We start from the raw sequence: 14,611 nt of genomic DNA, 5'->3' as shown, positions 1-14,611 counted from the left end.
ATCAGATCTGGCGGGCCAGAAGCCGGCGGCGTCTGAAGCGCGCCCAGGCGATCGCGATGACGGTCGTCGCCAGCAGTCCGGCGCCGATCCCATCCCACAGGCCGTCGGCGAGCAGGGCGCCGACGAGGCCGATCAGGCTGAGGGCCGACAGCACCAAGGGCGCGCCGAAGATGGCGCCGATCGGGAAGGTATCGCGCTTCACGTCGTCCGCCGCTTCTTCGCCAGCCACAGATAGAGGCCCGAGCCGAGGATGAGGATGGCGGCGAGGTCCAGCAGGGCCCAGACGATCTTGAGCCCCAGGCCGCCGTAGTCGCCGAAATGCAGCGGCTGCGACAGCGACAGGGCCTTCACATACCAGGGCGTCGGGGCCACGGCGGCCAGTTCGCCGGTGCGGACGTCGATCAGGGCCGGCGTGGTCAGGTGCGTCGTCAGCGGCGTGTCGCCGTGGAAGAAGACCGCATAGTGGTGATCCGTCGAATAGTCCGTGCCCGGAAAGGCGACGAACTGCAGGGTGCGGCCGGGCAGGGCGGCCCGGGCCCGCTCAACGGCTCCATCCAGCGAGGCCCATTCGCCGACGGCGGCCGGTGCGTCATGGGCGGCGGTCAGATCGCCGAGCGCCGTGTCCTTCCAATAGGCCAGGATGGGCGTGGCCAGGGTGTTGACCACCCCCGTCGCGCCGACCACCAGCACCCAGGCCACGGTCACGACGCCGAGCAGGTTGTGCCAGTCCAGCCAGCGGGTGCGAGCCGCCTTCTCCAGCCGCAGCGTGCCGAACGGCAGCCGCCGCATGAAGGGGGCGTAGAGCACCACGCCGGAGACCACGGCCACGATCAGCAGCAGGCCCATGGCGCCGAGGAACAGCATGCCCGGCAGGCCGAGGAACAGGTCGGTATGCAGCCGCAGCAGGAACTCCATCACCGGATGGCCCGCGACCAGCGGGGCCGGGGCGCCGCTGGTCTGGTCGATGGGCTGGAAATTATACTGGCCGGCGGGGGCGTCGGGCGCGCGGCTGGTGACGTTCACCACCGGCCGGTCCTCATCGAAGCTCATGAAGGCGGGCGCGTCGCCCGGATGTCGCGACAGGGCCGTGGCGAGGATCTGATCCAGGTTCAGACCCTCGCCGTCGGGATCGGCCGGGGCCCAGGCCTCGTCGAGCAGGACGTGGTTGAGCTCGTGGCTGAACACCAGCGGCAGGCCGGTGAGGCAGAGCATCAGCAGGAAGACGGTCGAGACGAGGCTCGACCATTTGTGGACCCACGACCAGACGCGGAGGGTGCGGGTCTTCATCCGGCTCAGAAATCCGTCGACAGCGACAGTCTGAGGGTCCGCGGCGCGCCCGGCGTCAGATAGTTGGCGCCGGGGTAGCCGCCGACGGCGACCCATTGATCCTCGTCGGCGAGGTTCTCGACCCGCGCGCGCAGGGTGACCGGGCGGCCGGCGATGTCGGCGGCGTAGCGGACGCCGGCGTCAAACCGCGTCCAGGACGAAAGTTGGACGGTGTTGGCGGCGTCGACCGGCTGTTCGCCCGTGTAGACCACGCGGCCTTCCAGGGTCAGGCCGGAGGCCCGGGGCACATCCCACTCGACATTGATATTGCCCTGCACCTCCGGCGTGCCGATGGGGCGGTTTCCGTCGAAGGCGCCGCCCGCGGTGCGGGTCAGCTCGGCGTCCAGCCAGGTCCAGCCGCCCAGGACCCGCAGGCCGTCGCGCGGCTCGCCGAAGAAGGCGATCTCCAGGCCGGTGTTTTCCTGCTCGCCATTGGCGCCGAACACGCCGTTCTCGACGAAGGCGCTCTGCAGGGTGGACCGGAACAGGCTGACGCCGCCGCCGAACCGGCCCACGTCGTACTTCATGCCCACCTCGACCTGTTCGCCGCGGAAGGGCGCCAGGACCTCTCCGGCGTTGGACACCGGCACGCCGCCGCTGAGGGCGGGCGCCGTCTGGCCGGGGATCAGGGCCTCGGCGTAGTTGGCGTAGAGCGAGATCTGCCCGATCGGCCTGTAGACGACGGCGAAGACGGGCGTGACCGCATCCCCCTCGTAGGACGAGACCGGCGCACCGGTGTTGTAGTCATACGACCGCGTCTCGATCTCCTGATAGCGGACGCCGGCCGTGACCAGCAGCCGGCCGTCCATGAAGGCCATCATGTCGGCCAGGGCGAGGCTGGCGTTGTCGACGCGTTCGGTGACGTTCGGGTTGGACAGGTCGCCGCCGACGAAGAAGGTCGCGGCCGGCGGCGCAACCGCGACCGGGGCGTAGAGGTCGCTGGCGAAGCCGGCGAAGTTCGAAAAGGCGTAGGCGTTGCGCGACTTCGACCGGACCTGCGAGGCGGAGGCCACGATCCGGTGTCCGACGGGGCCGGTGGTCAGACTGGCGCGGACGCCGGCGTCGGCCGACCACACCGTGTCCTCGCGCGCATTGTCGAAGCGGTAGGCGCTGAGCGCTCCGTGCGGCTGGGCCCTGGGGTTGGCCAGCACATTGGCTTCCTCGCCCTGACGCCCGCCGAAGGCCGCCCAGGCGGAGACCGTATCGGTCAGATCGAACTCGCCGCGGGCGACCCCGAACAGCTGTTCCTCGTCCGTGAAGGTCCAGGGCTGGGCGAAATTGCCGTCGGCCGGGGGGGCGGCGGGCACGGCGCCGGCCGGGGTGACGGTGGGCCGCGGCGCGTCGATGTGGTGATCCTGATATCCGAAATCCGCCGAGAAGCGGACGCGGTCGCCGCGGCGGTCCAGACCGAGGCCGATCGCCGTCAGCTGGCGGTCCTCGCCCTCGACGCCGGCCTCGCCGTCGCGGCGGGCGATGTTGAGGCGGCCGCCCCATTCGCCGTCCGCGCCGAAGCGGCGGGCCAGGTCGGCGGCCAGATAGAGTTCGCTCTCGCCGTCGACGCCGGCCGTCAGCCGGTTCAGCGGCGCGTCGGGCGCGCGTTTGGGCGTCAGGTTGAAGGCGCCGCCGACGCCGCTGCCGCCGGGGGCCGCCCCGTTCAGGAAGGCCGTGGCGCCGTGGAAGACCTCGACCCGCTCAAGGAACTCCGCCGCCACGAACTGGCGCGGCAGGATGCCGTAGAGGCCGTTCCAGGTCATGTCGTCGGAATAGACCGGAAAACCGCGGATGACGTACAGCTCCTGGAAGTTGCCGAACCCCTTGGACACCCGGACGGCCGGATCGTTCTGGAGCACGTCGCCGACGCCGCGGGCCTGCTGGTTGCGGGCCAGTTCCTCGGTGTAGCTGGTCGAGGCGAAGGGCGTGTCCATCACGTTGAGCGCGCCGAACAGACCCACGCGGCCCCCTCGCGCCACCTGACCGCCGGCGTAGGGCGAGGTCAGGGTCACCTGCGAGCCCGTGACGATGACCTCGTCGAGTTCGGTCGGTCCGCTCTCCTGGGCCAGGGCCGGGGCGGCGAGGACCATGGCGCAGGAGGCCAGCAGGAGGGATCGGAACATGGGGAGGCTTTCTGAGAATGAGAACGCGTCGCAATATACGATGGCCGTCCTGCCTTCAAGCGCGACTCGCCGGGAGTGCGCAAAGGGTGGGAAAGGACCCCTCGCGGGGCCCATCCGCACCGATTTTCCACGCCCGCCCGGCGACCTTGCGCCTAGTCTGGCCGGATGACCGAACCCCGCCGCCTTCCACTCGAAATCCGGGGCCGCCACTGGCTGGAGCGGCTGCAGATCCGGGCCGACCGACGGGCGTGGAGCCGGTACGGCTTCGAATTCCTGATGTTCGGCGTCAAACAGGGCTGGGCCTGCCTGTTCGGCGGAGCGATGCTGACCCTGCTGCTGGCGACGCATCTGTGGTGGCCGGACGGGGCGCCGGTCAGCCGCTACGACTTCCTCGTCATCGGCGCCCTCGCCATCCAGGCGGCCATGCTGGCGCTGAAGCTGGAGAGCTGGGAGGAGGCGAGGGTGATCTTCGTCTTCCATGTGGTCGGCACGATCATGGAGCTGTTCAAGACCCAGGCCGGCTCATGGATCTATCCCGAGGACAGCCTGCTGCGCATCGGCATGGTGCCGCTGTTCTCGGGCTTCATGTATGCGGCGGTGGGCAGCTATATCGCCCGCATCTGGCGCATCTTCGACATCCGCTTTCGCCACTATCCGCCGCTGTGGACGACCTGGGTCCTGGCGGCGGCGATCTACGTCAACTTCTTCGCCCATCACTGGCTGCCCGATGTCCGGCTGGGCCTGTTCGCGGCGACGGCGGTGCTGTTCGGGCGCGGCTGGTTCTACTTCACGCCCGACCGGCAGCGGCGGTGCATGCCGTTCCTGCCGGGCTTCTTCCTGGTGGCGGTATTCATCTGGCTGGCCGAGAACATCGGCACCTGGGCGAACGCCTGGATCTATCCGTCGCAGGACGGCGGCTGGCACCCGGTTTCGCTGGCCAAGCTGGGCAGCTGGTTCCTGCTGATGATGATCAGCGTGGTGCTGGTGTCGCTGGTGCACCGGCCGGAAGAAGAGGAGGCTTGATATTCCTTCTCCCCTTGGGGGAGAAGGTGGGCGGCGTAGCCGCTCGGATGAGGGGTAGGGTTCCGCTCACAGAGCGCCAGACAATGAGCCCGGCCCCCCGGCCCCCTCATCCGTCTCGCTCCGCGAGCCACCTTCTCCCCCGAGGGGAGAAGGAAGGAAGAAGATGACCACCACCACAACCGACGTCGTCATCCTGGGCGGGGGCCACAACGGACTGGTGTGCGCCTTCTATCTGGCGAAGGCCGGGCTGAAGGTCACGGTGCTGGAGCGGCGGCACGTCGTCGGCGGCGCGGCTGTGACCGAGGAATTCCACCCCGGCTTCCGCAACTCGACCGCCAGCTACACTGTCAGCCTGCTGAACCCGAAGATCATCGCCGATCTCGAGCTGGCCCGGCACGGCCTGCGGGTGGTCGAGCGCAAGGTCTCCAACTTCCTGCCCTTCGACGACGGGCGGCATTTCCTGGCGGGCGAGGGGCGGACGCAGGGGGAACTGGCGAAATTCTCGGCGCGGGATGCGGAGCGGCTGCCCGACTATGAGGCGCGGCTGGAGGTGGTGGCCTCCGTGCTGCGCGACTGGATTCTGAAGGCGCCGCCCAACATGGTGGAAGGCGGCTGGATGGCCATGCTGCCGGAGCTGCTGAAGGGCGCGTCGCTGGGCAGACAGGCGGCGGGGCTGGACGTCACGGGCCGGCGCGACCTGCTGGACCTGTTCGCCAAGTCGGCCGGCGACTGGCTGGACGGCTGGTTCGAGAGCGACCCGATCAAGGCCCTGTTCGGCTTCGACAGCGTCGTCGGCAACTACGCCAGTCCCTACACGCCCGGCTCGGCCTATGTGCTGCTGCACCATGTCTTCGGCGAGGTGAACGGGCGCAAGGGCGTCTGGGGCCACGCCATCGGCGGCATGGGGGCGATTACCCAGGCCATGGCCGCGGCCTGCGCAGAGGCCGGGGTCGATGTGCGGCTGGAGACGCCGATCGCCTCGGTCCTGACCGAAAAGGGCCGGGCCGTCGGGGCGGTGACCGAGGCGGGCGACGTAGTCCGGGCGCGGGCGGTGGTGTCCAACCTGCATCCGCGCCTGCTGTTCGAACGGTTCGTGGACGACGCGGTCACGCCGGCGGACTTCCGCGAGCGGATCGGGAACTACCAGTCCGGTTCCGGCACCTTCCGCATGAATGTGGCGCTGTCCGCGCTGCCGAACTTCACGGCCCTGCCCGGGAAGGGCGACCATCTGACCGCGGGCATCATCATCGCCCCGTCGTTGGCCTATATGGACCGGGCGCATGCCGAGGCGCGGCTGAACGGCTGGTCGGGCAAGCCGATCGTGGAGATGCTGATCCCCTCGACACTGGACGACAGCCTGGCCCCGCCGGGGCAGCACGTCGCCAGCCTGTTCTGCCAGCACGTCTCACCCGATCTGGCGGACGAGCACCGCGACACGGTGGCCGATCTGATGATCGACACGGTCGACGCCCATGCGCCGGGGTTCAAGGCGTCGGTGGTGGGGCGGCTGGCGCTGGGGCCGCGCGATCTGGAGCGGCGCTTCGGACTGGTCGGCGGGGACATCTTCCACGGCCGGCTGTCGCTGGACCAGCTGTTCAGCGCCCGGCCGGTGCTGGGCCATGCCGATCACCGCATGCCGGTTCCCGGCCTCTATCTGTGCGGTTCAGGCGCCCATCCGGGGGGCGGCGTCACCGGCGCGCCGGGCCACAATGCGGCGAAGGCCGTGCTGAAGGATTTGGGGCGGTGATTGCAGCGGGGTGAAAAGTGCTGGTGAGCGAGGGGTGAGCGGAGGGCGCCGCGGTTGCCCACCTGCTTGCTCACTTCTCGCTCACCAGCACTTTTCACCCCACTGCTCAGACCTGTTCGACGCCCATCGCCTTCATCAGGGCGTCGCGGACGGCGGCCTCGGTGAAGGGCTTCTGGATCGTGGCCTGGCCGCGCCATTCCTCGGGCAGGCCGCCCTCGCCATAGCCGGTGGAGAAGACGAATGGCACGCCGCGCGCCTTCAGGGCTTCGGCGACCGGGAAGACCTGACGGCCGGCGACATTGACGTCCAGCAGGGCGGCGTCGAGGCGTTCGCCGTCCGTCGCCATGGCCAGGCCGTCGTCGACGTTGGCGGCGGGCCCGACCGGGGTGCAGCCCATGTCCTCCAGAATGGTCTCGAGCAGCATGGCGACGAGGGACTCGTCCTCGACGACCAGAACCCGTCGGCCAGTCAGGGGTGCGCTCATGAATTCTGTCCCGCGATCGAGCGGAATCGAAAAATCCGCACTTAAACCGTTGTTTGCCTAATCCAGTTTGGTCCCGCCCGCCAGAGCGGCGCCGATGTGCGGGGCATCATTTGAGACATCGCGGTCGGCCGCGCTAGTGTCGGTCCATGTCCCTGGCTTCAATTTTCCTCGCAGCGGTTCTGATCATGAGTCCATCCGAGACCGGGCCGCCGGACCCCCGCATCGCGGTCGAACAGGGAGTCCTGGTCGGACGGCGGGACGGGGAGGTGACCAGTTTCAAGGGCGTGCCCTACGCCGCGCCGCCGGTCGGCCCGCTCCGGTGGCGGGCGCCACAGGCCGCCCCACCGTGGAATGGCGACCGCGACGCGGGACAGGTCGGCGCGATCTGCATCCAGCCGCCGTCGGGGGGCGACCCCGGCGTCGGTCCTCTGCCGATGAGCGAGGACTGTCTGACGCTGAACGTCTGGACGCCGGCGGAGCGGGCGGAACCGCGGCCGGTGATGGTGTGGATCCACGGCGGCGGCTTCAACAACGGATCCGGCACGGCGGCGCTGTACGACGGCGCGAACCTGGCGAAGCGCGGCGTGGTGGTGGTGACCGTCAACTACCGGCTCGGACGGCTGGGATTCTTCGATCATCCGGCGCTGGCGGCCGAGCGGGCCGAGGACGAACCCGGCGGCAACTACGGCATGATGGACATCGTCGCCGCCCTGGAATGGGTGCGTGACAACGCGGCGGCGTTCGGCGGCGACGCCCGCAACGTCACCGTCTTCGGCGAATCGGCCGGCGCCGCGGCTGTGACCCGGCTGATGATCTCGCCGGAGGCGCGGGGCCTGTTCCACCGCGCGGTGGCGCAGTCGGGGCTGGGACGGGACACGGGCGTTCCGCTGGACCGGCCCTCGGCCATCGGCGGGCCCTCGCTGCAGGCGCGGGGCGAGGCCTTCGCGCGGACCGTCGGCGCGACCCTGGCGGCCGACCTTCGGGCCCTTCCGGCGGAGGCCCTGCTGAGACCCGCCCCGAACTTCTACGGCGGCGATAATCTGGTCATAGACGGCCAGTTTGTCACCGAGGACGTCGAGGCCGCCTTCGCCGCCGGGCGGGAGGCGCCGGTCCCGCTGATCGTCGGCACGAACAGTGCGGAGTTCTGGTGGATGCGGCCCTCGGAGATCAGCCCCTATGGCGCGATCGACGACGCCCTGACGTCGCAGGAACGGGCCAATCTGTACGCGGCCTATGGCGGCGAGGACGGCTATCGCGCCCATGTAGTCAGCGATCTGGCCTTCAACGAACCGGCCCGGCATCTGGCCCGGCTGCACGCCCGTAACGGACACCCGACGTATCTGTACCGCTTCGACGTCGTGCCCGACTCCAATCCCGAGCCGAGCGGCGGAGCCACCCATGCGTCCGAGCGGCCCTATGTGTTCGACAACCTGCACACCGTGGGGCGGCCGATGGGCGAGCGGGACGAGCGGGCGGCGGAGGCTATGGCCGGCTACTGGACGACGTTCGCGGCCAAGGGAAATCCCAATGGTGATGACCGGCCCGTCTGGCCCGAGTTCGGCGCCGAACGCGATCGCCTTCTGGAGTTCACCAATGCCGGACCGGAAGCGAAGGTCGTCCCGTTCGCGGATCGGCTGGACCTGATCGAGGCCTACTACGACCGGATCCGCTGAGGCTCAGTCCGAGTGCTCGACGTCGTCGCCCAGCACGACCGTCCACGGATGTTTCCGCCTTTCCCAGACCGAGAATTCCGGAGGTGGAAATCCGGGGTCGGCGAAGGCTCCCAGCGGGACGGCGATGGCGTCAGGGAAGTTGCCGCCCGTGTAGTGGACGGTCGATCCGCAGGCCGGGCAGAAGCTGTAGTCGATGGCATGGCCGCTGTCGGCGATGCGGGTCCAGACCCTGGCCTCGCCGACGATCGCCACCCGGTCCGCCGGAAACCGGGCCTGGGCGGCGAAGGCGCTGCCGGTGCGCTGCTGGCAGGCGAGGCAGTGGCAGACCGAGATGCGGACCGGCTCGCCCTCGCAGCGCGCCCGAAGCGCGCCGCATCGGCAAGACGCTTCGCGGACGACGGTCACAGCGTGTCCAGCACCGCGCCGTGGGTTTTGATGACCTCGGCGTAGAGCAGGCCCGAATCCTTGATGGTCCGCTCCTGGGTCAGGAAATTCACATGGGTGATGCCGAACCGCTTGGAATAGCCCAACGACCATTCGAGATTGTCGAGCAGCGACCAGGCCATGTAGCCGCGGATGTCGACGCCCTTGCCGATGGCGTCATGCAGGGCCTTGAGGTGGTTCTTCAGGTAGTCGACGCGCATCGGATCGTGGATCCGGCCCTCGATGGCGTGGGGCGGATCGTACCAGGCCGAGCCGTTCTCGGTGACCATCAGCGGCAGCTTGCCGCCGGTCTGCTCGTGCAGCCAGACGAGGGTGTCGGTCAGGGCGGGGGGATAGACCTCCCAGCCGGTCTCGGTGTGGGCGTGCTGGACCTGTTTCACCGGGCGGGCGCGGACCGGCCAGACATCGGGCGCGTTCTCGGGCACGGCGCGGGTGTACCAGTTCAGGCCCATCCAGTCGGTCGGCTGGGTGATCAGGTCGAAGTCTTCCTGCGGGAACTCGCGCCAGGCCTCGCCGTAGACGTCCTTCAGCTCTTCCGGATAGCCGCGGCCCATCAGGGGATCGAGGAACCAGCGGTTCATCTGGGCCTCGGCCCGGCGGCGGGCGGCCTCGTCCTCGGGCTTGTCGGAGGCGGGGTATTTCGGCTCGATGTTGAGAACGATGCCGATCTGGCCTTCGCCCACCTCGCGGAAGCGCTTCACGGCGGCGCCGTGGGCGCGCAGGACGTTGTGGCCGGCGATCATCGCCTCGAAGGCCGAGCGGTGGCCGGGCGCCAGGGCGCCGTGCAGGTAGCCGCCGTCGACGATGACCCACGGTTCGTTGATCGTACCCCAGGTCTTCACCCGGCCCTTGAACTTCTCGAACAGGACCTGGCCGTAGTCGGCGAACCAGTCGGCGATGTCGGGATTCAGCCACCCCCCGCGGTCGTCCAGCGCCGCCGGCAGATCCCAGTGATAGAGGGTGCAGAGCGGCTCGATTCCCTTCTCGAGCAGGCCGTCGACCAGCCGGTCGTAGAAGTCGAGACCCCTGGCGTTGATGGCTCCGCGGCCCTCGGGCATCACCCGGCTCCAGCTGACCGAGAACCGGTAGGCCTGGAGGTTCAGGCGGGTCATCAACTCGATGTCCTCGCGCCACCGGTTGTAGTGGTCGCAAGCCACGTCGCCGGTGTCGCCGTTCAGCATCATGCCGGGAGTGTGGCTGAATCGATCCCAGATCGAAGCGCCGGCGCCGTCGGCCATGGACGAGCCTTCAATCTGGTAGGCCGCTGTCGCGGCTCCCCACAGAAAACCCTCGGGAAACCGATAGTTGCCTGTGTTTTCTGAAGTCATTTCGGAGGGCCTCGACAAGCGGGAACGCAAACTGAAAAGAGAGGTTGGCGGCGGTCGGTACGCGTGTAGCGGCCCCGGCACAACCTCCATGTGACCAAACTAGGGCACTTGCGGGGCGCCTGACTAGTGTGTCATGTAATCGGTTACACGGTTTTTTCGGACGGACCCGCGCCAAGCGGGCCGGGGCTGAAAATTCCCAGGGAGGATGCAATTTGACGCTCAAGGCGACCCGACAAACCTGCGTGGGAGGGACGGCGTGAAGGCCGCCACGATCCGCGACGTCGCCGAGCGGGCCGATGTGTCCGTGGCGTCGGTTTCGCGCGTCCTCAACGGCGCCGGCCCGGTCACCGAAGCGACTCGCGCCAAGGTCCTCGAGGCGGCCGAGGCGCTGCAATACGTGCCGCATTCGGGCGCCCGCAGCCTGTCGACCAGCAAGAGCCAGACGATCGGCGTCATCCTGCCGGACCTGTATGGCGAGTTCTTCTCCGAGCTGATCCGCGGCATGGACGTCGCCGCCCGCTCGCTCGGCTATCACCTGATCGTCTCCAGCTCGCACGACGACGCCGAGGAGGCGTCGGCGGCGATCCGGTCGATGCGGGGCCGCGTCGACGGTCTCATCGTTCTGTCGCCCCATCTGGACGCCGCCAACCTGGCCGCCGGCCTCGCGGGCCGGACGCCGATCCTGCTCATGAACGGCGGGGCGGACGCCAGCCGGCCTTCGATCGTGGTCGACAACCACGGCGGCGCGATCCAGGCGGTCGAGCACCTGATCGCGACCGGTCGCCGGCGCATCGCCCATATCTCGGGCCCGACGGGCAACCTGGAGGCCGAGACCCGACTGGCCGGCTATCTCGAGGCCATGGCCAGGGCCGGGCTGCCGACGACCGTGGTCGAGGGCGCCTTCACCCAGGCCTCGGGCCATGACGCCGGCGCAGCGCTGGCCGCGGCCGACGACCGACCCGATGCGGTCTTCGCCGGCAACGACAACATGGCCGTCGGAGCCATGCTGGCCCTGCAGGACGCGGGCATGCGCGTGCCTGAGGACGTCGCTATCGTCGGCTTCGACGACGTGCCGATCGCCAGTCTGGTCCGGCCCGCCCTGACGACCCTCCGAATCCAGATCGCAGAAACCGGACGCAGCGCGCTCGAGCGTCTCGTCCGCCTGATCAACGCAGCGGGCGAAGCCGTCGCCGACACCGCTTGCGAGGTCGTTCGACCCGAACTGGTCGTACGCCCGTCGAGCCACCCGGCGACGTCCGACAACTCCAGATCCGGCGGGCGTCTTCGCGCCGACGCCGGCACGCCATCTCTGAAGGGGGAGAATACCCGATGACCCGCAAATCCATCCACTATATGGGGGCGGCTTCCGCCCTTGCCCTGGCTGTTTCGCTGGCCTGCGCCGGCGGGGTCTCGGCCCAGGTCACGACGTCCACGATCCGCGGCTCGGTGACCGACGAAGGCGTCGCCGAGGCCGGCGCCACGATCGTGGCGCGCGACACCGCGTCGGGCTTCACCACCCGGTCCACCGCCAATGCGAACGGAGGCTATGTGCTGTCGGGCCTGCGCCCCGGCACCTATGAGGTCACCGTCACCACCGCCGATGGCGAAACCGCTTCCGACATCGTCACCATCGGCGTCGGCCAGGTCGGCGACCTCGACCTGGCGGTCGGAGCGCCCGTCGTGACCGCAGACGACCCGAACGCCACGGATCTGGGCGACGTGGTCGTCACCGGCCGCCGTCTGGCCGAGGTGCGCACGCCCGAGAATGCGACCAACGTCACGACGCAGCAGATCAACACCCTGCCGCAGATCAACCGCAACTTCCTCAACTTCGCGGCCCTGGCGCCCGGGGTGCGGGTGGGGCTGGATGAGCGGGAGCAGCAGATCACCGCCGGCGGCCAGCGCGCGGAGTCGGTCAACGCCTTCATCGACGGCGCCAGCATGAAGTCCAACGTCATCGCCGGCGGCATCATCGGCCAGGACGACAGCCGCGGGAACCCGTTCCCCCAGGCCGGCGTCCAGGAATTCCGGGTCGTCAGCCAGAACTTCAAGGCCGAGTACGAGCAGGCCTCGTCGGCGATCATCACCGCGGTGACCCGTTCGGGCACCAACGAATTCCACGGCGAGATCTTCGGCGTCTATCGTGACCAGGAGTTCATCGCCCAGGACACCTTCGCCGAGCAGCGCGGCGACGAGAAGGTCCCGCTTGAGGTCCAGCAGTACGGCTTCGCCCTGGGCGGCCCGATCATCCAGGACACCCTGCACTTCTTCGGCACCTACGAGCACAAGCAGGAAAACCGCGCCAGCGTGGTCAACCTGGGGGATCGGGGCCGGATACCCCGGTTCCAGACCCAGTTCGCCCCGTACATCGGCACCTTCGCCTCGCCGTTCGAGGAAGACCTGATGTTCGGCAAGCTCAGCTGGCAGCCGGCCGACGGCCATCTGATCGAATTGAGCGCCACCTACCGCGATGAATCGGAACTGCGGGACTTCGGCGGCGCCGACTCGTTCGAGCGCGCCAACGACCTGCAGCAGACGACCCTCAGGGGCAACCTGCGCTATCAGTGGCGGACCGACTCCTTCCTGAACGAGTTCGCGGTCGATTATCGCGATTACAACTTCAACCCCGGCGCCGCGAACTTCACCGACGCCGGCGCGACCTACCGCCTGTTCGACGACACCAATCCCGCACCGGGCTTCCAGCCCGACTTCTTCGGGGGGGCGACCATCATCAACCTGGGCGGCCGGGACAGCACCCAGGACATCCACGACAACGCGGTCACCTTCCGCAACGATCTGACGTTCGACGACATCGATCTGAACGGCTTCCACACCATCAAGCTGGGCGCCAAGGTGTCGCTGCAGAACTATGAGGTGAACAAGCAGTTCGGCCGGAACCCGAACTTCTACTACGACGTCGATGGCCATCCCGAACTGAGCGGCAGCACCACGGTGCCCTACCGCGTCGAACTGGGCCAGGCCTTCCCCGAGGTCGATCTCGATAACACCGTCATCGGCCTGTACGTCCAGGACGACTGGCAGATCACGGACCAGCTGGAGCTGAACCTCGGCATCCGCTGGGACTATGAAACCAACGCCAACAACAACGACTATGTGACCCCGGCGAGCGTCATCGCGGGCCTGGACCAGTGGATCGCCTCCACCGACGGCGGCAAGCCCGCGGGTTATGCGCCGAGCTGGTTCAACAGGGATGACTACATCTCGACCGGCGACAACCGCGATCCGTTCGCGGGCGCCTTCCAGCCGCGGATCGGCTTCTCGTACGACGTGTTCGGCGATCGCTCGACGGTGATCTTCGGCGGCGCCGGTCGCTACTACGACCGGGTCAACTTCAACTTCTCCTACGACGAGCTGGTCAAGCCGTCCGACATCCGCAAGAACGCCTTCTTCAGCACCACCGGCCGGCCGGCCGGTCAGGATCGCGACCCGGGTCCGGGCGTCGATCTGCCCGGCGACGCCGGCGATCCGATCCTGTGGGACCCCTCCTACGCCACTGCCGCGGGCCTGGATCCGGTCCTTGCAGCCATCCCCGGCAAGGGCGAGGCCTTCCTGCTGGCCAACGACTTCGAACCGCCGATGACCGACCAGTTCAACCTGGGCGTCCGTCAGCGCTTCGGCGACTGGCAGACCGAGTTCACCCTCGCCTACGGCAAGACCGAAAACGAGTTCACCTGGGCCTATCTGAACCGCTGCCGCGAACCCACACGCGGCAATAACGGCGGCGGCTTCGGCGACAACGGCGGCTTCTGCTCGCCGGGCGGCGCGAACCCGTACCGCTCGTACCTGGTGTCGGACCACAACAAGACCCGCGAGTTCAAGGCCCTCTATGTCAAGCTGGACAAGAACTACACGGCCGACTCCGGCTGGGGCCTGAACATCGCCTACACCCTGTCCGAAGCCGAGCAGAACGGCGGCAACGACAACTTCTGCTTCGACTGCTTCAGCATCGAGAGCTCGCCGGTCCGCCCGACCTCCAATGACGAGCGTCACCGCATCGTCGCCAACGGCATCGTGGATCTGCCGTTCGACTTCCAGCTTTCGGGACTCCTGACGCTGGGTTCGGGAACGCCGTTCGACGTGTTCGACGGGCGGGGCGCGAACTTCGTCTATCGTCCCAACGGCGGCCGTCCGGACGTCTACAACTTCATCTTCCCGAACGCCTTCGCCTACCGGAACCTGGACCTTCGCCTGACGAAGAATTTCCAGGTCTGGGGCGGCTCGGAACTGTCGGTGTTCGTCGACGCGATCAACGTCTTCAACCACGACAACTTCAAGGACTTCGACGGCGGAACAGGGTCGGCGGCGAACCCCAATCCGAACTTCGGCCGGCCTTCGGCCGTGCTGTTCCCCACGCGCACCTTCCAGGTGGGCATGCGTTACAGCTTCTAACGTCTCCTGAGCCTGGCGGCCGCTCCCCGATTCCCCGGGGGGCGGCCCATTTTTTGACTGAC

Annotated in this window: 11 protein-coding genes; 5 read left to right on the top strand and 6 right to left on the bottom strand. The window is 68.4% G+C overall.

Translation table 11 applies throughout. The features are described 5' to 3' along the window. Position 1 precedes the first annotated feature (1 nt). From VN378_RS07465 to VN378_RS07455, 3 genes are read right to left on the bottom strand one after another with little or no spacing between them, the layout of a single operon-like run. Positions 2 to 202, bottom strand: a complete 201-nt coding sequence (locus VN378_RS07465) for a hypothetical protein (protein WP_325742463.1) — start codon at positions 200 to 202, stop codon at positions 2 to 4. Next, positions 199 to 1,383, bottom strand: a complete 1,185-nt coding sequence (locus VN378_RS07460) for a PepSY domain-containing protein (RefSeq protein WP_325742461.1) — start codon at positions 1,381 to 1,383, stop codon at positions 199 to 201. The genes VN378_RS07465 and VN378_RS07460 overlap by 4 nt, the downstream gene beginning before the upstream one ends. Continuing rightward, positions 1,293 to 3,440 (bottom strand): TonB-dependent siderophore receptor, encoded by a 2,148-nt coding sequence (locus VN378_RS07455; protein WP_325742459.1) that lies wholly within the window; start codon positions 3,438 to 3,440, stop codon positions 1,293 to 1,295. The genes VN378_RS07460 and VN378_RS07455 overlap by 91 nt, the downstream gene beginning before the upstream one ends. Before the next feature lie 165 nt (positions 3,441 to 3,605). On the opposite strand from VN378_RS07455, the gene VN378_RS07450 reads away from it, so the two are divergent. Continuing rightward, complete coding sequence (locus VN378_RS07450) at positions 3,606 to 4,463, top strand: DUF817 domain-containing protein (RefSeq protein ID WP_325742457.1); 858 nt, start codon at positions 3,606 to 3,608, stop codon at positions 4,461 to 4,463. Positions 4,464 to 4,626: 163 nt separating this feature from the next. Next, positions 4,627 to 6,210 (top strand): NAD(P)/FAD-dependent oxidoreductase, encoded by a 1,584-nt coding sequence (locus VN378_RS07445; RefSeq protein ID WP_325742455.1) that lies wholly within the window; start codon positions 4,627 to 4,629, stop codon positions 6,208 to 6,210. Between the two features lie 106 nt (positions 6,211 to 6,316). Here VN378_RS07445 and VN378_RS07440 read toward each other — a convergent pair whose 3' ends face one another. Further along, positions 6,317 to 6,694: a response regulator gene (locus VN378_RS07440; RefSeq protein ID WP_325742453.1), complete on the bottom strand. Its 378-nt coding sequence runs from the start codon at positions 6,692 to 6,694 to the stop codon at positions 6,317 to 6,319. Between the two features lie 185 nt (positions 6,695 to 6,879). On the opposite strand from VN378_RS07440, the gene VN378_RS07435 reads away from it, so the two are divergent. Then, on the top strand, positions 6,880 to 8,367 hold the full coding sequence (locus VN378_RS07435; protein ID WP_325742451.1) for a carboxylesterase/lipase family protein: 1,488 nt from the start codon (positions 6,880 to 6,882) through the stop codon (positions 8,365 to 8,367). A 3-nt stretch (positions 8,368 to 8,370) separates the two neighbouring features. On the opposite strand, the gene VN378_RS07430 is transcribed toward VN378_RS07435, so the two are convergent. Together VN378_RS07430 and VN378_RS07425 are read right to left on the bottom strand one after the other, a co-directional pair. Continuing rightward, a complete protein-coding gene (locus tag VN378_RS07430) occupies positions 8,371 to 8,772 on the bottom strand; it encodes a GFA family protein (RefSeq protein WP_325742449.1) in 402 nt (133 codons plus the stop codon). After that, positions 8,769 to 10,139: a GH1 family beta-glucosidase gene (locus tag VN378_RS07425; protein ID WP_325742447.1), complete on the bottom strand. Its 1,371-nt coding sequence runs from the start codon at positions 10,137 to 10,139 to the stop codon at positions 8,769 to 8,771. Before VN378_RS07425 ends, VN378_RS07430 begins: the two co-directional genes overlap by 4 nt. A gap of 256 nt (positions 10,140 to 10,395) precedes the next feature. Between VN378_RS07425 and VN378_RS07420 the strand changes: the two genes are divergently transcribed. Both VN378_RS07420 and VN378_RS07415 read left to right on the top strand, forming a co-directional pair. Beyond that, complete coding sequence (locus tag VN378_RS07420; RefSeq protein WP_325742445.1) at positions 10,396 to 11,472, top strand: LacI family DNA-binding transcriptional regulator; 1,077 nt, start codon at positions 10,396 to 10,398, stop codon at positions 11,470 to 11,472. Then, on the top strand, positions 11,469 to 14,549 hold the full coding sequence (locus tag VN378_RS07415) for a TonB-dependent receptor (protein WP_325742443.1): 3,081 nt from the start codon (positions 11,469 to 11,471) through the stop codon (positions 14,547 to 14,549). The genes VN378_RS07420 and VN378_RS07415 overlap by 4 nt, the downstream gene beginning before the upstream one ends. Positions 14,550 to 14,611 lie beyond the last annotated feature (62 nt).

The organism is Brevundimonas sp. (genome assembly GCF_035561115.1).
Classification (GTDB): domain Bacteria; phylum Pseudomonadota; class Alphaproteobacteria; order Caulobacterales; family Caulobacteraceae; genus Brevundimonas.
The sequence above is the reverse complement of the archived record's forward strand: the minus strand, read 5'-3'. Positions and strand labels throughout refer to the sequence as shown.

Coding starts and splice junctions, on each gene's coding strand:
- VN378_RS07460 (WP_325742461.1), bottom strand. CDS start 1,383: ATGGGTCGCCGTCGGCGGCTACCCCGGCGCCAACTATCTGACGCCGGG.
- VN378_RS07455 (WP_325742459.1), bottom strand. CDS start 3,440: ATGTTCCGATCCCTCCTGCTGGCCTCCTGCGCCATGGTCCTCGCCGCC.
- VN378_RS07450 (WP_325742457.1), top strand. CDS start 3,606: ATGACCGAACCCCGCCGCCTTCCACTCGAAATCCGGGGCCGCCACTGG.
- VN378_RS07445 (WP_325742455.1), top strand. CDS start 4,627: ATGACCACCACCACAACCGACGTCGTCATCCTGGGCGGGGGCCACAAC.
- VN378_RS07440 (WP_325742453.1), bottom strand. CDS start 6,694: ATGAGCGCACCCCTGACTGGCCGACGGGTTCTGGTCGTCGAGGACGAG.
- VN378_RS07435 (WP_325742451.1), top strand. CDS start 6,880: ATGAGTCCATCCGAGACCGGGCCGCCGGACCCCCGCATCGCGGTCGAA.
- VN378_RS07425 (WP_325742447.1), bottom strand. CDS start 10,139: ATGACTTCAGAAAACACAGGCAACTATCGGTTTCCCGAGGGTTTTCTG.
- VN378_RS07415 (WP_325742443.1), top strand. CDS start 11,469: ATGACCCGCAAATCCATCCACTATATGGGGGCGGCTTCCGCCCTTGCC.